The sequence below is a fragment of the Leptonema illini DSM 21528 genome, from assembly GCF_000243335.1.
In the GTDB taxonomy this organism is placed as follows: domain Bacteria; phylum Spirochaetota; class Leptospiria; order Leptospirales; family Leptonemataceae; genus Leptonema; species Leptonema illini.
Window position 1 is genome coordinate 1,025,686 of record NZ_JH597773.1, and the last position, 22,032, is coordinate 1,047,717.

General features: G+C 55.4%; 21 protein-coding genes. 5 read left to right on the top strand and 16 right to left on the bottom strand.

Annotation, left to right across the window (positions count from 1 at the left end; all coding sequences use genetic code 11):
• The first annotated feature begins 50 nt into the window (after nt 1-50).
• Nucleotides 51-1,805, top strand: a complete 1,755-nt coding sequence (locus LEPIL_RS04650; protein WP_002770458.1) for a radical SAM protein — start codon at nt 51-53, stop codon at nt 1,803-1,805.
• On the opposite strand, the gene LEPIL_RS04655 is transcribed toward LEPIL_RS04650, so the two are convergent.
• The 5 genes from LEPIL_RS04655 to fliN form a co-directional block, all read right to left on the bottom strand.
• The gene (locus LEPIL_RS04655) at nt 1,750-2,640 is read right to left on the bottom strand and encodes a hypothetical protein (protein ID WP_002770459.1); all 891 of its coding nucleotides are present in this window, start codon (nt 2,638-2,640) and stop codon (nt 1,750-1,752) included. The genes LEPIL_RS04650 and LEPIL_RS04655 overlap by 56 nt on opposite strands.
• A gap of 103 nt (nt 2,641-2,743) precedes the next feature.
• A complete protein-coding gene (locus LEPIL_RS04660; protein WP_002770460.1) occupies nt 2,744-3,919 on the bottom strand; it encodes a glycerate kinase type-2 family protein in 1,176 nt (391 codons plus the stop codon).
• Nucleotides 3,919-4,959 carry an exodeoxyribonuclease III gene (locus LEPIL_RS04665; RefSeq protein ID WP_002770461.1) on the bottom strand — a complete coding sequence of 347 codons (1,041 nt, stop codon included), beginning with the start codon at nt 4,957-4,959 and terminating at the stop codon, nt 3,919-3,921. Before LEPIL_RS04665 ends, LEPIL_RS04660 begins: the two co-directional genes overlap by 1 nt.
• A gap of 138 nt (nt 4,960-5,097) precedes the next feature.
• Nucleotides 5,098-5,943: a flagellin N-terminal helical domain-containing protein gene (locus LEPIL_RS04670; RefSeq protein ID WP_002770462.1), complete on the bottom strand. Its 846-nt coding sequence runs from the start codon at nt 5,941-5,943 to the stop codon at nt 5,098-5,100.
• Between the two features lie 202 nt (nt 5,944-6,145).
• Complete coding sequence (gene fliN / locus LEPIL_RS04675; protein WP_040918298.1) at nt 6,146-6,670, bottom strand: flagellar motor switch protein FliN; 525 nt, start codon at nt 6,668-6,670, stop codon at nt 6,146-6,148.
• Nucleotides 6,671-6,724: 54 nt separating this feature from the next.
• On the opposite strand from fliN, the gene LEPIL_RS04680 reads away from it, so the two are divergent.
• Both LEPIL_RS04680 and LEPIL_RS04685 read left to right on the top strand, forming a co-directional pair.
• A complete protein-coding gene (locus LEPIL_RS04680) occupies nt 6,725-7,957 on the top strand; it encodes a hypothetical protein (protein ID WP_040918299.1) in 1,233 nt (410 codons plus the stop codon).
• Between the two features lie 41 nt (nt 7,958-7,998).
• Nucleotides 7,999-9,270 (top strand): ABC1 kinase family protein, encoded by a 1,272-nt coding sequence (locus tag LEPIL_RS04685; protein WP_002770472.1) that lies wholly within the window; start codon nt 7,999-8,001, stop codon nt 9,268-9,270.
• Nucleotides 9,271-9,360: 90 nt separating this feature from the next.
• Here the strand turns inward: LEPIL_RS04685 and LEPIL_RS04690 are convergent, their stop codons facing one another.
• From LEPIL_RS04690 to LEPIL_RS21630, 4 genes are all read right to left on the bottom strand, one after another.
• Nucleotides 9,361-9,876, bottom strand: coding sequence for a hypothetical protein (locus LEPIL_RS04690; RefSeq protein WP_040918300.1), 516 nt, complete (start codon nt 9,874-9,876; stop codon nt 9,361-9,363).
• 189 nt (nt 9,877-10,065) lie between these two features.
• The gene (gene rdgB / locus LEPIL_RS04695; protein WP_002770474.1) at nt 10,066-10,677 is read right to left on the bottom strand and encodes an RdgB/HAM1 family non-canonical purine NTP pyrophosphatase; all 612 of its coding nucleotides are present in this window, start codon (nt 10,675-10,677) and stop codon (nt 10,066-10,068) included.
• Nucleotides 10,664-11,029, bottom strand: coding sequence for an STAS domain-containing protein (locus LEPIL_RS04700; protein ID WP_002770475.1), 366 nt, complete (start codon nt 11,027-11,029; stop codon nt 10,664-10,666). Before LEPIL_RS04700 ends, rdgB begins: the two co-directional genes overlap by 14 nt.
• Nucleotides 10,978-11,703 (bottom strand): ComF family protein, encoded by a 726-nt coding sequence (locus LEPIL_RS21630; RefSeq protein WP_002770476.1) that lies wholly within the window; start codon nt 11,701-11,703, stop codon nt 10,978-10,980. Before LEPIL_RS21630 ends, LEPIL_RS04700 begins: the two co-directional genes overlap by 52 nt.
• 40 nt (nt 11,704-11,743) lie before the next feature.
• Here LEPIL_RS21630 and LEPIL_RS04710 point away from each other — a divergent pair, with 40 nt between their 5' ends.
• Complete coding sequence (locus LEPIL_RS04710) at nt 11,744-12,361, top strand: hypothetical protein (RefSeq protein ID WP_002770477.1); 618 nt, start codon at nt 11,744-11,746, stop codon at nt 12,359-12,361.
• Between the two features lie 42 nt (nt 12,362-12,403).
• Here the strand turns inward: LEPIL_RS04710 and LEPIL_RS04715 are convergent, their stop codons facing one another.
• From LEPIL_RS04715 to LEPIL_RS04740, 6 genes are all read right to left on the bottom strand, one after another.
• Nucleotides 12,404-13,255: an SHOCT domain-containing protein gene (locus LEPIL_RS04715; RefSeq protein ID WP_002770478.1), complete on the bottom strand. Its 852-nt coding sequence runs from the start codon at nt 13,253-13,255 to the stop codon at nt 12,404-12,406.
• A 53-nt stretch (nt 13,256-13,308) separates the two neighbouring features.
• Nucleotides 13,309-13,665 (bottom strand): STAS domain-containing protein, encoded by a 357-nt coding sequence (locus LEPIL_RS04720; RefSeq protein WP_002770479.1) that lies wholly within the window; start codon nt 13,663-13,665, stop codon nt 13,309-13,311.
• Nucleotides 13,662-13,850: a hypothetical protein gene (locus tag LEPIL_RS04725; protein WP_245826839.1), complete on the bottom strand. Its 189-nt coding sequence runs from the start codon at nt 13,848-13,850 to the stop codon at nt 13,662-13,664. The genes LEPIL_RS04720 and LEPIL_RS04725 overlap by 4 nt, the downstream gene beginning before the upstream one ends.
• Before the next feature lie 55 nt (nt 13,851-13,905).
• Nucleotides 13,906-14,688: a pentapeptide repeat-containing protein gene (locus tag LEPIL_RS04730; protein WP_002770483.1), complete on the bottom strand. Its 783-nt coding sequence runs from the start codon at nt 14,686-14,688 to the stop codon at nt 13,906-13,908.
• A gap of 164 nt (nt 14,689-14,852) precedes the next feature.
• Nucleotides 14,853-16,334 carry an IMP dehydrogenase gene (gene guaB / locus LEPIL_RS04735; RefSeq protein ID WP_052608476.1) on the bottom strand — a complete coding sequence of 494 codons (1,482 nt, stop codon included), beginning with the start codon at nt 16,332-16,334 and terminating at the stop codon, nt 14,853-14,855.
• Between the two features lie 251 nt (nt 16,335-16,585).
• Entirely contained in the window at nt 16,586-17,800 is a 1,215-nt protein-coding gene (locus LEPIL_RS04740; protein WP_002770493.1) for a CaiB/BaiF CoA transferase family protein, read from the bottom strand.
• Between the two features lie 162 nt (nt 17,801-17,962).
• Between LEPIL_RS04740 and ada the strand changes: the two genes are divergently transcribed.
• Entirely contained in the window at nt 17,963-19,093 is a 1,131-nt protein-coding gene (ada, locus tag LEPIL_RS04745; RefSeq protein ID WP_002770494.1) for a bifunctional DNA-binding transcriptional regulator/O6-methylguanine-DNA methyltransferase Ada, read from the top strand.
• Here ada and LEPIL_RS04750 read toward each other — a convergent pair.
• Nucleotides 19,090-21,969 carry a DEAD/DEAH box helicase gene (locus tag LEPIL_RS04750; protein WP_002770496.1) on the bottom strand — a complete coding sequence of 960 codons (2,880 nt, stop codon included), beginning with the start codon at nt 21,967-21,969 and terminating at the stop codon, nt 19,090-19,092. The two genes, ada and LEPIL_RS04750, sit on opposite strands and share 4 nt — an antisense overlap.
• Between the last annotated feature and the right edge of the window lie 63 nt (nt 21,970-22,032).

Consider the following 22,032-nt stretch of genomic DNA (forward strand, 5'->3'; position numbering starts at 1 on the left):
ACGTTCCCGGTAAGCATTTTTGGCGAAACGCTTACTGTCAAAGCAAAGAAATGATACTGATCCTTGATTTTTATGTGGATGAACCTGCCTGTTTCGGTGTTCCTCCTTATCTCTCTCCGTACTGCCGCTACGCAGCAGGCGCCCTTGTTGCCGGCGGTATTCCCGCCGAACAGATCGCTTATATGACCGTCGACCAGTGGCGCGCCGCCGGCAAGACGTTGCCCGACGAGTACGAGCTTGTGCTTCTGATATCGGGCACCACCGTTCCGGGCCGCTACCTGGGCGGCAAGATCGGCACCGTCGCCGAAGTGCTGGAGTTTCTCGACCTGCAGGCCCGTCATGATCCGCATAGCACGACGCTGATCGGCGGCCCCATTCGCTACGCCTCTCCTGAGATTCAGAAGTCCATGCGCGAAAAAGGCGGATGGCTCATTCGCGGAGACCTTGAGTATTACGCCGAACGGCTGGCGGCGCATCCAGAAGGCATCAAGAAGGGTGTGCACGCCATTTTTGAAAACGCACGCCATCCGGTCTTTCCTGCGAAGCGCAGCTACGAAGACGTCGACCGTTACGCCCCGCGCGGCGCCTTTCTTTCGGCGCTGCATCCGAACAACCCGTATCTTATACTCGAACTCGAAACCTACCGGGGATGCACGCGCGAGGTCTTCTGCTCGTTCTGCACCGAAGCCTTTTACGGCAAACCCGTCTTCAGACAGCCTCTGGGCATCTTTGACGAGGTGGCCGAGCTTTCGCGCATGGGCAATCGTTACTTCCGTATCGGACGTCAGGCCGATCTGATGACGTATCTGCCCGATATGGGCGATTTCAAGAACTCCTTTCCGCGCCCCGTCCCCGAAAGCCTTGAGCTGCTGTATACGGGCATAAGAAAGGCGGCGCCCGATCTGAAGTTGCTGCATCTCGACAATATCAATCCCGGATTGATCTCCACCTTTCCCGAAGAATCGCGTCGCATCATCGAGATCATCTGTCGTTATAACACGCCGGGCGACACGGCGGCGATGGGTCTTGAATCGGCCGACCCCGACGTCATTGCGGCTAACGATCTGAAATGTTCGCCCGAAGAGGCCATGCGAGCCATCGAGATCGTCAACGAATACGGAGCGGCGCGAACCGACGGGCTTCCGCGTCTTCTTCCTGGCCTGAATCTGATTCAGGGGCTTGCAGAAGAGACCGAGCGTACTTTCGAGAAGAACTATCTCTTTTTAAAGAGAGTGCTTGATAGCGGGATGCTACTGCGTCGCATCAATATACGCCAGGCGATGCCGTATAAAAACACGAAGCTCGAACGCGGCCGGCGTCAGCAGAAGCTCAGAGGTCGAAACAAACTCGAGCAGCGTTTCATCTATTACCGCGACCGCATCAGAAAAGAGATCGATCATGCCTTCTTGAAGAAGAACTTTCCCGCCGGAACGATTCTTCGTGAGGTGATCATTGAAGAGCAGAATCCAGGTTACATGCTCGGACGACCTCTCGGTTCGTATCCGGTCACGGTAAAGATTCCGCTTGACGACGCCCTGGCCGAGCAGGCGCGCAAAGAGCGTCGTCCGTTAGACGTCGTCATTACAGGGTGGGAAGAACGATCCCTGCGAGCGCTGCATCATCCGATCGATCTGCGCCGCCTCGGGCTGAAGGCCATTGAAACCGTTCCCGGCCTCAGCCGCAGACAGGCAGGGGAGCTTTTCATACGACTCGGCAAAGGCGAAGTCGGCGACGAAGAGCTGCTTCGTATTACAGAGACGTTGCGCGATCTCCGATTTGATTCGGCTTCTTTACCGGGCCCATAGAATCGCTGTCGCTTTTGCCCTCGTCGCTGCCGGAGTCGGGCGAATCGGCCGGCTCATCCGGCGATTCTTGCGTATCTTCATCGTTTGATTCTTCCGTCGATTCTTCTGTAGATTCATCAGAGGCGGGCATCGTATCTTTAAGGTACTGCACCATGCGATCCGTTCGCTGAAAGTCTATCTTGCCTTCGCTGCTTGTCGTCAGGATACCGCCCTGGAAGACAAGCATAAGCGGACAATCGATCAGCATGCCATCGCCAAACGCCGTCGGGCGCAGATGATGACGTTTTCCGTCCATGTCTGTGAATACGACGCTGCGCGGAAGCCCGGTCCCGCGAAAGAAGATACGGTAGTTTGCCGTCGAGAGAAAGGCCTTCGCAAGCTGCTCCGTTTGCGCATCATCGCCTGTTGCGGCCTTTTTCTTGTTATTGCCCGAAGGCCTGAAGAGAAAGACCCACTGCTTTGCGCCGTCAGGATAAGGCAGGAACATGCCTTTGTCGGACTCCGATACCTCGCCAAGCAAGGTGCGCGTCGTGCTGAAATCGAACTGACGACGTAACGTCATCTCATCAGAAAGGTCCTGCGCCTTTACGTTATTATGAATGCGCTTCGCATCGTGCACAAAATCCTTCGCCTCCGGAGCCTTCGACTTCGTCTCTTCGCCCTGCTGAAGGGCCTTCGACATCGTTATGCGAACGGACATTCGAATCGTGCCGTCTTTCTTCGCGTCGATGGTCTGCAAAACCTCAAAGCAGCTTCCGGTGAAAAAGACGGCACCCAGAACAAGCAGGCGCAGGATATGCGACATAGCGCGACGAAAAGAGACAACGGATTTCATGACCCGGCGACGCTACGGCACTCGCCGGAATTGTCCAGAGAAAAAAGCAAGCGTTAGAAGCACACCGGGCCTTCGGGTCACGACAGAGCTACCCGAAGGCCTTTCAGTCGTGGCTTATGACGCTAACAATAAGATCGTTTACGTTTGTTCCTGTATAGCCCCGCCGATACAGAGCATCTGCAGCATCAAGTGCCGGGTAAGAATCGCAATCGGCAAGTGCCTGTCGGGCATCCCATCCCTGCCTCTGCATGAGTGCCGTTGTCGTCGCGTCGACGATGGCGCCGGCGGCGTCGGTCGGTCCATCACGGCCGTCCGTTCCAAGCGAGGCAATCGTAATCGCCTGCGACCCGCCGGCAAGGCGAATGGCAGCGGCAAGGGCCAGATGCATGTTGCGCCCTCCTCTGCCAGTGCCCGTCACATGAACGGTGGTTTCTCCTGTGGCGAGAAGCGCAATTGGCCCATCGATGCCCAGGGATTCCATCTGGCTACAGAGAGCGGCCAGCGTCTCGCCGACGTAAGCCGCATCTCCCTGCAAAGAAGCCGATACCGGAAGCGCCCTGTAGCCGAGACGTCGAGCCTCTTCGGCGGCCACGCGAAGGGCTACGGCGGCGCTGCCGATGATGCGAGTCGAATTGCGACTCAGCTCGGGCGCATAGCCGGGCCCCGAGGCGATAACGGCCGGATCGTCGCCCGGCACATCTGAAAGAAGAAGCTGTATAACGCCGGCCTGTGTCGAACGAGCCAGTCGGCCGCCTTTTACAAGAGAACGGCTACGGCGCAATGCGTTCACTTCATGGATGGAACGCCCCGATGCGATCAGCTCGGCATACCAGCTCTGCAATTCAGGCAGAGACATCTCGGGCACAGGAAGCTCGAAAAGAGCCGAGCCGCCGCCTGAAATCAAGAACAACACGACGTCCTCTTCGCGCAGGCCCTGGACGAAAGCCAGAACGGTCCGGGCCGCCTGCACGCTATTTTCGTCGGGGATGGGATGCCCGGCATAAAAAATCGAAAGTCCGGCCGATTCGCCTAACCCAATCTCAGATCCATGCGGAACGACCACGAATGTCGTTTCGACGACGACGCTATGTTCTTCACAGAATCGCAGAGCTCCTTTAGCCATCGAGCCGGCAGCCTTACCGATGGCGACGACGACAACTCTGCTCGCCGATTTCAGAGCGCCGGCATATTCGTGCAGATGCTCGAAAACGGCCTCTTCGGGTAAACAGGCTCGAACCGCCGCCTCATAGATCTTGATAATGTCGGAACGGGACGACATCAGTCGACGATCACCTCAAGCCCCACGGGACAATGATCGCTGCCCATCACATCCGCCTCAATCCACGCGTTCTTGATGATGGGTAACGTCTCTTCGCTGATCCAGAAATAATCGATGCGCCATCCGGCATTACGCTCACGCGCTCGCGTGAACTGGTCCCAGTATGTGTATTTTTCAGGCGAGGCGTCATAGCGACGGAAGATGTCGATGTAGCCGAGCGATTCCATTTTATCGAGAAAGGCCCGTTCTTCGGGCAGAAATCCCGTTACCTTCGAGTTTTCTTTCGGGCGGGCCAGGTCGATTTCTTTATGCGCCGTATTGTAATCTCCCGTAATAATAATCCGCTTTCCTTCGCTGCGCGTCTTCTGCCACAGATCGAGGCAGTGCTCGTAAAAGGCGAGCTTGTATTCGACGCGCTCCGGCCCTCGGCCTCCGTTCGGGAAATAGACATTCCAGAGAACAAAGCCCGGATACTCGGTTATCATAACCCTGCCCTCTGAGTTATAGTTGCGATCGGCGGGATCGTTTATAAATCCGCTTTGATATGAGGCTGGCTTATACTTTGAAAAGGTGGCCACGCCGCTATAGCCGCCTTTCTCGGCATTGGCCCAGTACCAGCAGTAGCGATTATCTTCAAGAAGAGGACGGGCCTGCTCTTCTTTGACGACCTGCGGCGTTCGAGCGCGGGTCTCCTGCAAGCAGAAGATATCGGGATCGGCCTGATCCAACCAGTCAAAGAAGCCCTTCTTACTGACCGCACGAATGCCGTTCACGTTCCAGCTATACAGCTTGAGCGTCGTCTGGGCGGCCGGCCATGCAGGCAGCTCTCGTTCCCGGAAGGCAAAGCGCTCTTCGGGCAGAGAGGATTTTTTTGGGGCCACCGATGATCGTTTCGCTGTGCCGTCAGTTTTCTTCGCCGCTTTTTTTGTCGCTTTTTTTGCAACAGTCTCTGCAGTCTTTCTGGCCGACTTCTTCACCGTTTTCACGGCGGTCTTCTTGCTTGCTCTGCTGTCGGTTTTTTTCGCTCTCTTTTCTGCCATCAAGAGCAAGATGGGCGAAGCAAATAAAAAGTCATCACAAAAAAACGAAGCCGTTAACCATTGCCGCCGGACTACTCCGGAATGAAAAAACCCCGCCTTGCGGCGGGGTTGAAAAAAACCATCGAATCCGTGTCTGTATTATCTGAGAAGCTGCAGAACGGATTGCGGTCGCAGATTGGCCTGAGCAAGCATCGCCGTTCCCGACTGAACCAGGATCTGGTTCTTCGTGAAGGCAACGGATTCCTCCGCCATATCGACGTCCCGAATACGAGATTCGGATGCCTGCGTGTTTTCGTAGGCGACCATAAGGCCGTTCGAAGCATGTTCGAGACGGTTATAGTAGGCGCCCAGGTCGGCACGCTGCTTGTTAATCCTGTTCAACGCAGAATCCAGGACTCCGATGGCATCATTCGCGAACTCCGCCGTCGAAAGCGTGAGAAGCGTTCCGTCGTATCTTTTCAGTGAAAGGGACTGAGAGGTCATCGTCTGGATGTAAACCCTCTCTCGCTGATGCTGGTTCGGTCCGATGTGGAACCACATCGACGATACACGCGAACCGCGAGCGAAATCACCCTTCAGAAGATTCATCTTGTTGAACTCGGCCTGAGAGGCGATACGATCCACCTCGTCGATCAGCTGAGAAACTTCAACCTGAATCATCTGACGGTCCATAGCCGTGTAAATACCGTTAGACGACTGTACGGCAAGAACTCGAACACGCTGAAGGATGTCGGCCACTTCTGCCAGATACCCTTCGGTAGTTTGAATCATGCTCATACCGTCTTCGGCGTTACGCTCGGCCTGACGGAGCCCCTGAATTTGAGCCCGCATCTTTTCAGATACGGCAAGACCGGATGCGTCATCGCCAGCGCGGTTGATGCGCATACCGGAAGAAAGCTTTTCCATGTTCTTGTCAACGTCCCAGTGCTGAAACTTCAGCGTGCGATGGGAGTTGATCGCGGACAGGTTATGGTTAATGATCATACTAAGTTTCCTCCGTGAAACTCATAGAATCGCCTCAGAGCATCCATGCTCATCACATTGGCGGTTCTGATATAGATTCGGGGAAAGGGAGGAACAAAATTAGAGCGATAACGATTTTTTCGGCCCGCTGTCGGCATACTGCCGAAAAAAGTGCATCGCTTTTTTAGCGGTGGTTAAGAAAAAATACGCAGTATGGCTAAAGTCACAGATTGCGATACGCAGTCATCGGATTGACGATCTGCGTAATCTGAACGGCGTAAAACTCGTCGACGACGACGAGTCTTCCGCGCCCGAAAAGGCGATCGTTGACAAGAAGATCGACGTCGTCGCCCACGTTTTTATCAAGCTCGACGATCGATCCCTCAGAAAGAAGCATCACATCTTTGATATACATCTGCGTGCGGCCGAGCTCGACGATAAACCGGACGTTCACATCAAGCAGCAGAGGAAAGTTCTTCTTGCCCTGATCGCCGCTCATCTCTTCGTTACGAGATGCGCCGAAGTTCATCGCTTCAACCGGCTCGGAGGAGGGAGAAGAAGAGCCGAGGAAGTCGGCGATCGTATTCAGCTGATCCTGATCAAGGCCGGCATCCGATGCCGCTGGAGTCGGTCCGCCGCCGAGCAGATCCTGCGTCAGGGCGTCAAGCTCCGAGGCGCTTGCCTTCTCGCTATCGGTTCCGAGAAGCTGATCAAAATCCTCCAGACTGAGATTGGTTTCCTCTGCCATACGTTCCTTTATCGGCAGATCGCCGCAGCCGAAAATGAAAAAAGTCAGAGCCCGATGATGCCCTCTCTCTCACGCTTCTTTTTGCCCCCACTCCGGCGTGTCGTCTTTTTCCTACGGAAGACGGTTCCTGCCTTTTTTGCGGCGGGCGGCGCCATCCATGACAGGGCGGATTACCCGCTGACGCTTGTCGCGCTGCGACCGGCTGTGCGGGCTATCTTTCACAATAGAAGAAGCGACCACAGGGTGCTCTACTGGCTACAGGCCTTGCGGTGGATCCGGCTCAGCGCACGCCTCGCCGCGCACTCCGTCGAGCTGCGCCTTGAGCCGGGGGCGTGGCCGGGGCGACTTCTTTTAAAGCTCTTCTCGTATCAGGCCGCCCGGTCGCTGCGTCGGTTGCATGCGCGCATCTATGAGGCGGCCCATCAGCAGGCCTCGCAGGCTGATGATCAGGGCAGCGGCTTCGAGTTCGCCGGCAGCATGCCCCACTACAGCCGCCCCGCTCCCATAAACCGCTTTGCGGCGCTGCTGCAAACCCTCTATAGATTCACCTGGCTGCCTGTGGAACGGCTGCGTCTCAGCTCCGTCTTTTTTATCGCGCTGAAGCCGACGCTTCCCGACATCCCCCCTTTTCATAGCGGTGGGGCCGGATGGCTTCTCTCTGCTGAGCTTTTTGCCATTACCGCGAAGAAAGGCCTGCGTATTCCGCGCCTCCTCTCGCGCCGACTGCAGTCGCTCCTGTGGCAGATGCATCCGGTCATGCTCATTCGAAACGAAGACGGACGACACCTGCATGGCTATCTCATCACAGAGCAACGGGGGCATGCCGTACGGCCCGCCGGCCCGTTTTATTATCTGCCGCTTGAGGCCGGTATAAGCGGACTCGCCCTGCGGCCCGGTCGGTATGGCGGCTTCGACAGAGCCTTTCCGTTTCGCAATACCGATGATCCGACATTCCTTTTTTATGAAAGGTCGGATGGCCTCATCGACTGCTATCAGGTGCTCTGCGAGTATCCGGCCAATCATCTACAGCGTTTTTCGGTGCGGCCGCTATACACATCGGAGGCAGGACAGCAGAAGCGCCCCTTCGTCGAAACGCCACAGAGCGTGGTTCGGCCGCTTCCCGTCGACGGAGCGCTCTATCTGAGCCGGATCGACCTGCATCTGCAAACGTTCTTCCGTCTGCGCCGCGCAGATTGTCTGTGGCGGCCGGCCCTTGATCCCGTGCCCGCTCTTGATCGTGTTCAGGCGCTTGATTCTATGCCGGTTGATATGCGGCCAGGCACGTAAATTCCCGATTGCACTCTATGACGTGGCCGCTTCGATGAGTCATGATCGACTTCCTCTTCAAGAATAGCGTGCGCATGGCAGAGACGGCGCTGGTGCTCGGCCAGGCCGGCCTCGGCTGGCTGCTCGGACATCGTCCGCCGGCCCCCCGGCTGCTTCGCGAAACCTTTGAACGACTCGGCACCACATACATCAAACTCGGTCAGTTCATTGCAAGCGCTCCGTCTATCTTTCCTGCCGAGTACGTTGAAGAGTTCCAGTACTGTCTCGATCGCACGCCGCCCGTCGCCTTTTCTGATATCAAACGCATCCTGAAAGAGCAGTACGGGCGCGACCCGTCCGAGTTATTCCGGCGCATCGAAGAGAAACCGCTTGCCTCGGCCTCTATCGCTCAGGTACACGAGGCCGAGCTGCATGACGGTCGCGTCATCGTGCTGAAGGTGCAGAAGCCCGGCGTGCGCGATATCATCCTTACCGATCTGAATTTTCTTTTTATCGCCTCGCGACTTCTCGAATGGTTTGTGCCCGGCATGGAGCGTACGTCGATCTCGGCCATCATTGAAGATCTGCAGAAAACGATGATGGAAGAGTGCGATTTTCTGCATGAGGCCCGTAACCTCAAAGAGTTCCGGGAATTCCTCGATCGTACGGGCATCGATTTCGCCACGGCTCCGGCCGTCTATGAAGAGTTAAGCGGTCCTCGCGTGCTCGCCATGGAGCGCCTCTATGGAGTATCGCTTACCGATCTCGACTCCATTCGCAAGTATTCGAAAGATCCCGAGCAGACGCTTATCCAGGCGTTAAACGTCTGGTTCCTGAGTCTCATGGCCTGCGACTTCTTTCACGCCGACGTGCATGCAGGCAACCTGCTGGTGCTCGAAGACGGACGCATCGGCTTCATCGACTTCGGCATCGTCGGCCGCATCAGCAAAGAGATCTGGTCGGGCATGGATCTGCTGATGCAGGGCATGAACGCCCAGGATTACCGCCAGATGGCCGAGGCCATGACAAGAATCGGCGCCGCCGATCGCGACGTAGACATCGACGTTTTTGCAAACGATCTGAAAACGATCTTTGAAAGTATGCAACGCATGGAAACCGCCGCCTTCCGGTCGGGCCAGGTCGACGAGATGGAGATCAATCATCTGGTGCTGTCGTTATCCGAAGCGGGTCGCAAGAACGGCATCAAGTTCCCGCGCGAATTCGCTCTGCTCATCAAGCAATTCCTGTACTTCGATCGGTATATTAAGATACTCGCTCCGAAAATGAATATGTTTCAGGATGCGCGCATACAGCGGACGGGACTGATTGGGTAAGAGAGGGGAGAGTGCTCCAACATACCAGGAAAGAATCATTTCTTAAGTCCCGGTCGGTACATCGACTAACCAGATCCTTCCTGTCAACGATTATGGCTCGATTTTGTCAAACCATTGTTCCATGGTTCTCTTGACGGATTCATCAATATTTTCGGTTTTCACACCATGACTCTGGACGAAAGCATCCGCCTCAACAACGACATGTTCCAGAAGCATGGTGGTTTCCTCAGCAATGGCATCAAGCCGCACAATTAGATCACGGCAGCCTTTATCAGTAAGAACTGCATCCTTGCTATCAGATCTTGATCGATGAACCAGCCAGTTTCGTTCTGCGAGAAGATGCTTAAATCTCGGTTCCAGCGCTTCAGGCATCTTTTGTTCTTTGATAAGCTCCTTAATTGTTGAACCGAACGTACCTTTCAGAGCTGAACCAATCTTGACCTCGACATCCTCTCTACCCATTCCTTGTTTTGCCTGAACAACAAGAACAAAAAACTTTGCAATGACTTCTTCGAGCACCTGAAGCTGCCAGAGAGTTTGCCCAACTTTCCCGGAAATGAGTTCCAGACGGTTACCCATTTGAATTTCCTTTTCAAATCTGAACATCTATAGATCCCATTTTCACTATGTGGCTCGATCTGAAGCCTCCAAGAAACATCACTGACCACTTAATCAAACCTCCCGTCCAACAAAAACCAAACGCCTCATTCCCTCTCGACAGCGGAGCAGGACGCGGAGCGCCCCGCCTGGCGCAGGAGTGCGCCATCGCGGGGAAGAGAGAGGGAATGAGGCGTTCTACAGTCTCTGCAAATCCGCCAGAAACGACTTCAACGCTCGCCCGCGATGCGATCGCTCGTTTTTCTCCTCTGCCGAAAGAGAGGCGTAGCTACGACCGGTGATCAGATCTTCGAAAACCGGGTCATAGCCAAAGCCGCCGATGCCTTCGGGCTCGAGAAGGATGCGGCCTTCGGCAACGCCTTCGTAATAACGTATCTCGTCGTCCGGAGTCAGGAAAGCAAGCGTGCAGACGAAGCGTGCCTGCCTGAGATGCGAGGCGACTCCGTGCATTTTTTCAAGCAGCAGCCTCAGACGTCCGGTGTCGTCCAGGCCTTCGCCGCCATAGCGAGCGCTTTTCACGCCCGGTTCGCCGTTCAACGCATCGACGACGAGGCCGGAATCGTCGGCAAGAACGGGAATGCCCGCTGCCTCGCAGAAAGCACGCGCCTTCAGGGCGGCGTTTTCGGCGAAGGTGTTTCCCGTTTCCTCCACATCAAGGCTGAGGCCGATAGAGGCCGGCGTGCGAACGGGGATGGCAAATTCAGAAAGCATCTCTTCGAGCTCGCGTATCTTATGGGCGTTGCCGGTGGCGATGAGGATGCCGCTTCGTCTGAGCTCAGGGAGTTTCATGTCCCTGCCCTCTTACCTGATAAGAATGCACGGCTGCGTCAAGGTTATCAAATACGAGAAAGACGCGGTCAAGCAGAGTGATCTGCAACACGCGAAGGACGTCGCCAGCCGTCGTAACGATTCTTACGTCTCCTTCGTGACGGCGAATGCGTCGCTTTACAGAGATAAGGGCACCAAGCGCCGAAGAGCATATATGCTGAACGGCCGTCAGATCGAGAACGATGAGACGACTGCCCTGCTCCAGAGTACGCTCAAGCTCCTTCTCAAATACGGGGCTATCCGTATGCTGGATGTTGCCCTTCACTGTGAGAATGTCGACGTCTCCCTTTCGGTTTCTTGAGATGGAGTCCATACCAGCCCGTCCCTCTGTCTCTGGAAGAGCGAGATGACATGCACCTCTTTCACTCCGGCCCTTTTCAACAGGCGAGCCGATTCGTTCGCCGTTGCGCCGGTGGTGAAAATGTCTTCGAGCAGCAGATAATGGTCTACTTTCTCAAAGGATGCTGTCAAGCGTAACGAACGCGGAAGGTCAAAAAAACGATTCTCATATCGCGCAGCAGATTGCTTTGCGCGCTTGATCTTCATGATATCGGCGCCGCATGCGACGCCCGCTCTTTTCGATGCGTATTGAGCCAGATCGGCGACGGGTTGATAGGGGCGAATCCGGTGTGCAAGCTTGCCCGACGAGATCCATCCGATGCGCCGCACTTGCATCGACGACATAACGTCACAGATGGCGTCGGTAAAAAGGCGGATCAGCCAGCGCTCGTTCTCGAATTTCAGTTTACGTATCAGCGGCGCCGTCGTTTCATCAAGAGCGTACAGGGCCCTGTACGTATCAAAGAAGACGTTACGGCTCGAGCAGAACGAGCATCCGTCGTCCAGCCGCGAAAAACAGGTTGCACATCGTCCTTGCCCATCAAGCCTTTGCAGGCGAAGACGGCAGGATGGGCAGAGGCCGGTGTTCTCTATTTCGATTTCGCAGATAGAGCAGAGCGAAGGGCTGTAAAGATGAAGCAGACTCATGCCTGTAAAGGTGCGAAAGTGATCGAACGGAAATAAAAAAATGGAAAAAAAACGACAGAGCCTGGCCGCTCTGACAGGGATGGCCTTTTCAGGCCGGATGTTTTTCGCACTGCCCGCCCTGTTTCTCATGGCCTTCTCAACGATGGAGGCACGACCGTTCAGCGATGAGGCGACGCTTGCAGCGGAAAGCTACACCGTTCAACCGGGACGGGGGCCTTTCAAATACGCTCACCTTTTTAATATCGAGCAGGATCAAGAGGGCGAACGATCGCTCGGACTCATCTTTCGCGCACGCACGGCCGTAACCCTGCGCCTGAAGAAGCCTCTTCGCCTGCACGGCTTCACGACCTCAATCCATCTGCGCCTTGAAGGATTTCGCGGCGCAGAGACCGTCTATGCCCTGTTTGTCGATCGGCGCGGTAAGACGCATCGCGTTCTTATGGGAAGGGCCGACAACTACGGCTTTCAGGAATGGCATGCCGATCTTCGCGGTAAGCTTGTATTTCGACCGCAACGTTTATCTGAAATGAGCTACGTCGACTTCGTCGGATGGAATATCGAACCCGATCTGCGGCAGGCGGAGCGCAGTACCTATATTATAATGCGTCAGCCTGTTTTTGACGTGCGGCCGTATGATATGCGCGGCGACGCTCTCTAAAAGCGCCTTCGCCTCTCGCACAGTATCTATTACGGAGCAGGATTAAAGCTCTGACAGGATGCGCTTGCGCTGCTCTTCGTATTCCTTCTCTGTAATGACGCCTGACGCCTTCAGCTGCTCGAGTTTCTTCAAGCGCTCGGCGACATCGCCCTTCATTTCACCCGGCTTCCCGTCTGGACTCTTTTCAGGCGAAGGCTTCTCGGCCGTGTCGGATCGCATAAACCGCGGATCGGGTTTCAATGCCAGCATCTCTTTTTCGGGAATGACGATATGCGTCAGGTGCGTGAAATCGCCCACTTTCTCAAACGAATAGAGCGTACTATCGAGAAGACGCGTATCTTCCGGAGCCTTCCGCAGATTGACCGGCTGCACATCGATCCACTTATCATCGTTGATGAAGTCGTCGCCCAGTAGCTCGGTGTGAATTTCGCCGAATACAAGATGTACGTTCTCGCCATCGGTCCAGAAAAGCATCGTATTACGACGCATCTTCGAAAGCACCGTATTAAACGGATCGAACCTTGTTACAAGCAGATAGCGCACATGCGGCTGCCCGGCCTCGATCACATCTTTCAATACCGGAGCGATCTCGGCCAGCTGCGCCTTGTAGAAAACCGGATACGTGCTGGCGCCGATCAGCCCTTTTTTCTCGACTCGCAAATACGTAAACAGGCTGAGCAGTCCTTCTGTCGAACCGGCCGGCAGCGGCTTCACCGGCTTCAACAGCGGACGAATCTCGTCGTCATCGGGATAGTCGGCCTCGGCAAGTGTGTAAACGTAGACCCGCTCAGATTTGTAGATTGCCTGCTTTTTGTAAAAGGCCGATGAGCACGAAGCAAGAAAAAACAATACGATGAGGACGATAAGGCTGCGGAGAGAAACGCGAAAATCCATGGGCAGTACGCTACCGCTTCATAGAGAGCTAAGTCAAGCGGCTTTATCGAAGCTCAAAAAAAAGGTCGAAGCTCCTCTTCTGAGAAGACTTTCTTGAGATCGGCGACCTCAATCACGCGGAAAATCTGAAAGAGACCGGCAAGCTTGAATACGGAATGAAGCGACCGATTGAGGCCGACAAGGTTCAGACTGCCCAGCCCGTTACGAAGCAGCTCCGAAGATTTGATGAGGATTCCGATGCCGGAGCTGTCGACAAACTGAACTCGCGAGAAATCGAGATAGACATTTGTGCCAGAAACATCTTCGAGAGCCAGCAACTCGTCGTAAAAATCATGCGCATTCTCCATGCGGATGTCTTCAAGAGGACGGATGAGGATATCACGAGAGTTCCTGATCAAAACTTCTATCATTCGAGATCTTCTTTCTTCAAGCCCGGAATCACGTGCTCGAACCCCTCTTTATCTCTGTAGAGAACATGGATCGACTCACCCTCTACCTTCTGAATCAGAACGGGGCTGCCCTGCAGGACAAAAATCCCCTTGAAGAGAAAGGTCGGTTTTTTCAAAAATCGCTGTTCGCCGGGTTCAAATGACACGCTGGACCCCATTCTTCTCTGCTCCAATTGAAAACAAGGTTTTTTTGATACCCAATCAGACCCTGCCCGCCTGCTCGGTGTAGAGTGTCTTTCCTTCCTGCTTCATGACCCTGTACAGATGCACCTGCCTCTGGTCGAGACGTGTGCCGACATCATAAAGGGCTCCGTCAAACTGAGCGCCGTCCACCTGCGCCCCAGCCAGCTTTGCCCAGCGCAGATCGGCCTCGCGCAGGTCGGCATTCTTGAGATTACAGCTATTAAGGAAGGCGCCGCGTAACCGGGCGCCGCGCAGATTTGCGCCTTCAAGATTCGCATTCTGCAAGAAGGCATTCTGTAGATTGGCGCCCTCAAAATCGACGCCTCGCAGATCCTCTCCTTCGAGGATGACCTGCGTCAGCTTCTCACCGCGCAGATGACCCTGCTCTTTCAGCTTCTGTAGAGCGACGGTACGCGACACACGATCGTCGGCGCTGATGCCCGTTCCGTTACGAAAATCGGCGATGGCCTTTTGCATGGCCTCGACGGCCGATTCGGGATAATTCTTGCGCCGCTCGGGGAATTCAAACATACCCTCAACGTCGGCGGCGGTGATGCGCTCGACCTCTTCGACCGACCTTCCTCTGGCCCATTCGGTGGCCATGGCAAGGGCGGCCAGGCCGAAGCCACAGCCCGTCGTCGTATAGCTGGCGTCGACGACGCGATCGGAATCGATTTTCAGATAAAGCCTGTATCCGTCGCCGCAGCCTGTATTGCGATATGATGAGACGACGGTGGCATCGTCCATCTCACGATAGTTCAGACGGGTATCATTGATTTCTTTAAAGCGTTCGTAGTCCATGGCCTTCTCTTGAAGCGTCCCGGGCGGGATGCCGACGGCGTCCCGGAGGCTTGCGACTCCGAGCAACTTCAATTAAGTAAGGCCCGACACATGCGACGAGCGAAAAGGCGTAATACGAGGCTCAAAACTCCTCTTGCCCGGAGCAGATTGAGCGCTTAAGCCTCTCACTTTTCTCGTCGAGAGGCACCGACGACCGGAGACGTATACGAATACAATCCGTGCACCGTTCCCTGTGCCTGTGCCGATAGCGATCGCCTTTCAAAGCGCACCTTGCCCTGCGCCATCTGCTCATGCAGCTCGGGGATGCTTTTCACGCCCATATCCTGAAAGGATTGCTTCAGGCCCTGTACGAGATAAGGAACATACTGGAACATGGAGCCTTTATCGACGACGGCGCCCGTTACTCCCTGCGCTACCTTGATATCAAGATCCTCAGAGAAATAACGCTTTGCGCCGCCTGCTTCCATCGCCTCAAGCGAGGCCATACCGCGATACCGCTTCAGTCGGACGCCGTTCTCGTAGAAATACTCGCCGGGCGCTTCAGACGTTCCGGCAAACATAGAGCCCATCATCGTCGTCGATGCTCCGATAGCAAGGGCGACGGCGATATCGCCGATGTTCGAAATGCCGCCGTCGGCAATGACCGGAACGTTGTAGCGACGTGCGAATTTCGCCGTCTGATATACGGCCGTCGCCTGCGCACGGCCCACAGCCATCGTATCCTGCGTGATACAGATCGAACCGGGTCCCATACCGATACGCAGCGCATCGGCGCCGGCTTTGATGAGATTGTAACACTGATCCATCGTCACGACGTTGCCGGCGATGATCTGCACTTCGGGATAATGCTTCTTCATGTACTGAAGCAGCTCGATCTGATAATGAGAATTACCCTGAGCCGAATCCACGACAACGACGTCCACACCGGCTTCGATTAACGCTTCCAGTCGATCACGGGCCTCAAGCTTCGTCGAGATCGCGGCGCCGACCATGAGCCGCTTCTGCGAATCCTTCGACGCGTCGGGATATTCACGATGCTTCTTGATATCGGTACGACAGATAAGCGAAACAAGCTGGCCCTTCTCGTTCACGATGGGCAGCTTTCCTTTTTTAGAGCTTTTCAATATCTCGTTCGCTTCGGCAAGCGGGATGCCTTCGCGCACCGTAACAAGGTCCTTTGTCATCACCCGATCGAGCGTGAGAGTGCGGTCTTTCTCGAGGTCGACGTCGCGGTTCGTGACGATACCGATCAGTTTGCCGTTGCGCGTTCCGTCTTCGGTAATCGGAATGCCCGAGAATCCGAAGCGTGCCTTGATCGTATAAACGTCTTCGATAGTATTTCGGGGCGAGAGCACGATCGGATCGGTGATAAAGCCGTTTTTAAAGCGCTTCACTTTCAAGATAAGATCACGCTGCTGTTCAATCGTGTTATTGTAGTGGATAATACCGATGCCGCCCGTCAGCGCCATGGCGATGGCCATACGGTCTTCGGTGACCGTATCCATGGGCGAAGAGATCAGAGGCTTTTTAATGCGGAGGTCACGAGTAAGCTGCGTGTCCAGATCCACTTCAGATGGATGGAAATCGATAAAGCCGGGCAATACGATGAAATCTTTGTAGGTCAGACCGGTCTGGCCGGCGAACATCTCTTCGGCCGAGAAGCCGTCTCTCAGGTCTTCGGCGTTGATTTGAAAATCCGTATCGTCTGTGAGCTTGGTGTATTCCTGCGAGCCTGCACCGGGCATACTAGTCCTCCCACAGGAGCTCCCTGTGGAAGAGAGCCACTGTAGAAACAAGATTATCAAAATCCCTGTACAGGCAAGTGATTTAAGAGCGGAGCAAGCCGGCGGCCGAACGGATTCCCTGACATATCAGGGCTACATCTCGCCGCAGGGTCTTACAGAATCCGCTTCTTCTTTAACTCCTCAAGTCTGGCCGCATCAAGACCCAGCGCTCCGTAAACGGCGGCGTTGTGCTCGCCGACGTCGGGCGGAGCAAGCCGATAGCTGACGGGCGTTTCTTTTAAATGAAAGGGTGAGCCAGGAACTCTGATCTTCCCCAGACGTCGATCTTCCAGCTCTACGATGGCATCGCGATCGTGTAACTGCGGATTGGCGAACGCCTCCTCTATCGTAAGAATCGGCGACAGACAGGTATCGGTATGATCGAAGATAGGCTGTAGATCGGCGTAGGTTTTTTCGGCAAAGAAGGCGGCCAGTTCGGTACGCACTCCTTCATAATCGCCATCCGCAGTTCGCTTCAACAGCTCCTCACGACCGATCTGACGCAGAAAGACCTGAAAGAACTGACCTTCAAGAGCGGCCAGAACGACATGGCGACCGTCCTTCACGCGATAGATCTGATAGTTAGGCAGAAGCCGGCTCAGCTGCATCTTGCTGCGCTCGGGGTTGCGTCCCGTCGCCAGATACTCGCCGGCATGCAGCGTGAGCATGCTGAAGGCTCCGTCCATCATCCCCGTATCGACGAAGTTACCGCGGCCTGTGCGCTCTCGTGCATAGAGAGCGGCTAAGATACCGGAAAGAGCAAGCAGTGTTCCACCGGCGATATCGGCGACCTGAATGCCCGGCAGTACAGGATCCTCTTCCGTGCCCGTAATATGCAGAACGCCTGTGCCCGCCAGATAATTCGCGTCATGCCCGGCCTTATCGCGATCGGGCCCGGTCGTTCCATAACCCGAGATGGCGCAATAGATCAAACGGGGAAAGCGCTCTTTTAGCGCCGTATAACCCAGGCCGAGATCGTCCATCATTCCGGGTCGAAAACCTTCGAGCAGAACATCGGCCGTCTCCAGGAGCTTGAGCAGCAGCTCCTGTCCTTCCGGTCGCTTGTAGTTCAGAGTGATCGCCTTTTTGTTGCGGTTAACGACATAGAAATAGGCGTTTGTTTCTTCTCCGTTGCCTCGCAATACGGGGCCCATACGCCTTGTTCCGTCGATGGCGACGGGATGCTCCACCTTGATCACCTCGGCGCCCAGATCGGCGAGATGCATGGAGCAGAGCGGCCCTGGAAGCAGCATGGAAAGATCAAGAACACGAACGCCGGCCAGAGGGCCGTTGCTGGCATCGCTGCCGGAATACGAATAGGTTTGCATAAGAAATCCTTTATATTTTAGAGTATCTGAGTGATTGACGGGCACTTTTTATCGATCCAGATTGACTTTCAAGTCAATTTTCACCTGTTCGGTTATCACAATTTCGGATTTCAAAGCAAGAATCGTGGTGCAACGGCTCCCGGGTCATGCTAACTACTATGTATGACGGCTGACACAGCATCACTGAAAACACTCGCAGAAGAACGCTGGAATGTGCTTGTATCGAGGCGGAGCCATGTGCCCGATGCAAGCACTTCAGGCCTCGCCGTTCCACTTAATCCCGCCTTGCTCGAGCCGGGCTTCTTTTACGGTGTGAAGACGACGAAGATCTACTGCCGCCCGAGATGTCCGTCGAAGCTTGCCCGTCGCGAGAACGTCGTCTTCTTTGACACGATTGAAATGGCCAGGCGGGCCGGATTCAGGCCCTGCAAGCGTTGCCGTCCCGACGATGCGTCCTCCGGTACGAAGAACGACAACATCATCGCCTCACTCTGTCGCTACATCGACGGCTGCGAACATATTCCGACGTTAAATGAGCTCTCTCAGAGATGCGCCATCAGCCCTTATCATCTTCACAGACTTTTCCGCGAGCGGACGGGCCTGACGCCTCGTCAGTATGCGAACGGACGTCGTCGCGAACGCCTGCGATCCGAACTACCGAAAAGCCGTTCGGTCACCGATGCGCTTTATCAGAGCGGATATAATGCCGGCAGTCGCTTCTATTCGGATTCCGATCGCACGACAGGCATGTTGCCGACAAAATACAGAAACGGCGGCGATGGTGTCGTTATTCGCTACGCGACCGGCCAATGTTCTCTCGGCCGTATCCTGATCGCTGAAAGCGATCGCGGCATCTGCGCCGTTCTGTTTGCCGATCATGACGATATTCTGAGACGGGAACTGACCGCCATGTTTCCAGCCGCCGGCATCACCGAAGATACAGAATCGTTATCCGATCGCCTGCGCGCCGTTACGTCGCATATCGAGCATCCCGGCCGCATCTTTTCGCTGCCGCTGGATCTGCAAGGAACGGTCTTTCAACGGAGGGTCTGGCAGGAATTGCAGACGCTCTCGCCCGGCACGACGATCAGCTATGCCGACCTCGCCCGCCGTATCGGATCGCCCGATGCCGTCCGCGCCGTCGCCGGAGCCTGCGCGGCGAACCGTCATGCCGTCGTTATCCCCTGCCATCGCGTATTGCGCTCGGACGGATCCATATCGGGATACCGATGGGGCGTAGAGCGAAAGAAGCTGCTGATAGAAAGGGAGAGGCAGAGCCGAATCGACGATTAAACGACAACGTAGATCTGTAAAAGCTCCAGATCAAACTCAATGCGGGACTCGGCCTTCAACTGCGAGAGCTGTAGCTGCATCTCCTGGCGCACCTTGATAAGCTCGTTCTCGGTGCGAGTCAGCACCGCCTTTCGCTCCGGAACGGGATTCTGGGATGCGCGCATACGCTCGATATCCTTCTTCTCTTCAAGCTGGCGAATCTTTTTACCGAAGCTGATCTCGATCTTCGATTCTTCGCTTCGAAAAAGCCCGTTCCGTTCCCGACGCACTTCCTGTCCGCGCTGAAGCGCATGCTCGCTCACGATCTTGCGACATGCCTCGATCTCTGCCGGATGCACAGCGAGCATCTCGGGCAACAGTCGCTCATCGTCTTCGAAGGGAAGACGATCGAGAATCGTAATCGCAGGCTCTGCATCGGGCAGACCGTCTGATCCTCCGGCCGGACGAAAGCTCATCGCAAGATCGGTGAACTGCAACCCAGAGCGATAGTGAATCACCCAGGTCAGATAAAGGCCGGGCTGCAGACCGCGACGACGCTTTACGGTTAACTGTGTGCGGCGCTCCGGATGATGCATGAAATAGTCGATGGCCTGTTCGATCAGCGGATGCCCGGCGGCCAGAAAGACAAGTCGCTCGTTCTGAAGGGCATAGTCCGAGTCGAAGGTCGCCTCTTCTGAGGCCTCTGTGTGCAGATCGTGCAGGCGGTAGACGGTGCACGTTTCGCGACGTTCTTCGATCTGGCGGCGACCCTTCCGGGAGGCCTGTTCGGCCTGCTCGGCCCTGACGATCTCCTGCTCGCGATCGTCGGGCAGCAGCTCGACCTCGCGCAGGCGTTCAAGACGGAACCGGCCCTCCGGAACGATCTTCAAGAAACGCAGAACGAGGTCTTCGATAAGGCCGTTATCCAGACGTCGCTCCCGTCTTGTATAGCGATAGTAATCATTGAGATTAAAGTCGACGAAACGCGGAGCGACAAGCTGATTCAACAGATTATACGAGTCCCGGGCCCTGCTGACGCGCTCTTCAAGGCCTTCGTCGAAGTCATTCTTGCCGATGCGGCCCGAGATAAAGTCCATGAGACTGCGCGAGAAGCGCAGATCGTCTTCGACGGTGCCAAGCAGCATGTCGGAGGGCCCTATCGACTCCTCAAAAAGACGGATCTTCTGTTCAAGCACCTCGATGACGCGCTCGGCGACCGTATCGCGTGTGCAGAAGTTCAGAATCAGGCAGTCGTTCTTCTGCCCGAAACGGTGGATCCTGCCGATACGCTGCTCGATCTTCAGAGGCGACCACGGAAGATCATAGTTCACGAGGATGTCGGCAAACTGCAGATTTCGCCCTTCGCCGCCGGCCTCGGTGCAGATCAGCACCTCGTCGTCGCGCTTGAACGTTTCGATGGCATCCTCTTTCTGTTTTACGTTCAAGGAGCCGTGGAACTGCACGACGCGATAGCCCTCAAGGGCCTCGGCCAGATACTCCTGCGTCGTGCGGAACTGCGTGAAGATAATGAACTTCTTGTGTCCTTTCTTGCGCAGTTGATCGACGGCCTCTTTCAGCTTCACGACCTTGCGGTCCACGCGAATCCGGCGTCCGAGCTGGATCAATCGCGAAAGCGTGAGGATCTCTTTGCGAAAATCGTTCAGGTTCTTCTGCAAAACGGAGCGGTCGTCGCCGCCCAGCTCTTCGGCCAGTTCGACTAAATACTCTTCGTCTTCGATCGAATCGAGCGAATCCATGAAGTCGTCTTCTTCCTGCACAAGACGCTCGGCGAACGAAGCGGTACGATGCATGCGCATCTCAAGCATGGCCTTGCGCTTTTCCAGAGCGCGCAGAAGGGCCCGCGTCGACGAATCCAGCAGCTTCTGGAAGACGATCATCACGAATCCGACGGCCCTGTTCTTCTCGGACATGGCGATGTTGTATTCGCGCTTCACATATTCCGTCGTCGCGTCATAGAAGGCGCGCTCTTCGGGGCTGAGATCGAAACGCACCGTGCGGGCGATGCGACGCGTGAATCCGCCCACCTCTACCTTGCGGCGGCGAATCAGGATCTTTTCGAGCTTCGTTCGCAGCTGCTCGACGCTTTCGCCGTTGCGCGACGGAATGACGTATTCGTTATAGAAAGAATGCTTCGGACCGAGCAGATGCGGATCGAGCAGATGAATCAGATAATAAAGCTCTTCAAGCTTGCCGCGAAAAGGCGTGGCGCTTAACAGAAGAAGGGCGTCGACACGCGAGGCGATCTGATCGGCGAATTGATATCCCTGTGTGATCTTGTTGTCGTCGCGACGCAGGCGATGCGCCTCGTCGAAGACGGCCATATCCCACGGCATCTTTAAGATCTTTTCGTTGTACTTCTCGTTCTTGATGAAGTCGATCGACGTGATGATGCGGATGGACTCGGACTTCGCTGCCTGCGCCATAACGGAATTGAAGTTCCCCCGGTTCATGACGAGGAACTCTTCATTGAACCGCGTACGCATCTCATTCTGCCATTGAATCGTAAGTGTCGCCGGCGTGGTGACGAGGATGCGTCGGTAACCTTTACGCAGCATCAGCTCCTTCATAACCAGACCGGCCTCGATCGTCTTACCGAGGCCGACTTCATCGGCGAGAAGAAAGCGAGGTCGCAGAGCCGAACAGACGCGATGCGTCGCCTCAATCTGATGAGGAAGAAGACGCGTTCGCGAATTCGAAAGACTGCTGAGCTTGTCGTAGCTATGACTGAGACGTATGCGATGGGCCAGATAAACAAGCGCCGGCAGATCGCTTCCTCTTGCGGCTACAAATACCGGATTCTCGCCTTCCACCGGTTGCGCGGGAAGCGAGAACAGATCGACGCCTGTCATTTCTTTAATGGAAGAGGAAGCCTTCATCGATATATCTGTACTGTCAGAAGCCTGATCGGCCCCAACAGGTTGTACAGGCTGGATTATGTC

Bases quoted from the DNA above. Each gene is read 5' to 3' on its own strand.
- LEPIL_RS04650 (WP_002770458.1), top strand. From the start codon at position 51: ATGATACTGATCCTTGATTTTTATGTGGATGAACCTGCCTGTTTCGGT.
- LEPIL_RS04655 (WP_002770459.1), bottom strand. From the start codon at position 2,640: ATGAAATCCGTTGTCTCTTTTCGTCGCGCTATGTCGCATATCCTGCGC.
- LEPIL_RS04660 (WP_002770460.1), bottom strand. From the start codon at position 3,919: ATGTCGTCCCGTTCCGACATTATCAAGATCTATGAGGCGGCGGTTCGA.
- LEPIL_RS04665 (WP_002770461.1), bottom strand. From the start codon at position 4,959: ATGGCAGAAAAGAGAGCGAAAAAAACCGACAGCAGAGCAAGCAAGAAG.
- LEPIL_RS04670 (WP_002770462.1), bottom strand. From the start codon at position 5,943: ATGATCATTAACCATAACCTGTCCGCGATCAACTCCCATCGCACGCTG.
- fliN (WP_040918298.1), bottom strand. From the start codon at position 6,670: ATGGCAGAGGAAACCAATCTCAGTCTGGAGGATTTTGATCAGCTTCTC.
- LEPIL_RS04680 (WP_040918299.1), top strand. From the start codon at position 6,725: ATGATGCCCTCTCTCTCACGCTTCTTTTTGCCCCCACTCCGGCGTGTC.
- LEPIL_RS04685 (WP_002770472.1), top strand. From the start codon at position 7,999: ATGATCGACTTCCTCTTCAAGAATAGCGTGCGCATGGCAGAGACGGCG.
- LEPIL_RS04690 (WP_040918300.1), bottom strand. From the start codon at position 9,876: ATGTTCAGATTTGAAAAGGAAATTCAAATGGGTAACCGTCTGGAACTC.
- rdgB (WP_002770474.1), bottom strand. From the start codon at position 10,677: ATGAAACTCCCTGAGCTCAGACGAAGCGGCATCCTCATCGCCACCGGC.
- LEPIL_RS04700 (WP_002770475.1), bottom strand. From the start codon at position 11,029: ATGGACTCCATCTCAAGAAACCGAAAGGGAGACGTCGACATTCTCACA.
- LEPIL_RS21630 (WP_002770476.1), bottom strand. From the start codon at position 11,703: ATGAGTCTGCTTCATCTTTACAGCCCTTCGCTCTGCTCTATCTGCGAA.
- LEPIL_RS04710 (WP_002770477.1), top strand. From the start codon at position 11,744: ATGGAAAAAAAACGACAGAGCCTGGCCGCTCTGACAGGGATGGCCTTT.
- LEPIL_RS04715 (WP_002770478.1), bottom strand. From the start codon at position 13,255: ATGGATTTTCGCGTTTCTCTCCGCAGCCTTATCGTCCTCATCGTATTG.
- LEPIL_RS04720 (WP_002770479.1), bottom strand. From the start codon at position 13,665: ATGATAGAAGTTTTGATCAGGAACTCTCGTGATATCCTCATCCGTCCT.
- LEPIL_RS04730 (WP_002770483.1), bottom strand. From the start codon at position 14,688: ATGGACTACGAACGCTTTAAAGAAATCAATGATACCCGTCTGAACTAT.
- guaB (WP_052608476.1), bottom strand. From the start codon at position 16,334: ATGTTCGCCGGCCAGACCGGTCTGACCTACAAAGATTTCATCGTATTG.
- LEPIL_RS04740 (WP_002770493.1), bottom strand. From the start codon at position 17,800: ATGCAAACCTATTCGTATTCCGGCAGCGATGCCAGCAACGGCCCTCTG.
- ada (WP_002770494.1), top strand. From the start codon at position 17,963: ATGACGGCTGACACAGCATCACTGAAAACACTCGCAGAAGAACGCTGG.
- LEPIL_RS04750 (WP_002770496.1), bottom strand. From the start codon at position 21,969: ATGAAGGCTTCCTCTTCCATTAAAGAAATGACAGGCGTCGATCTGTTC.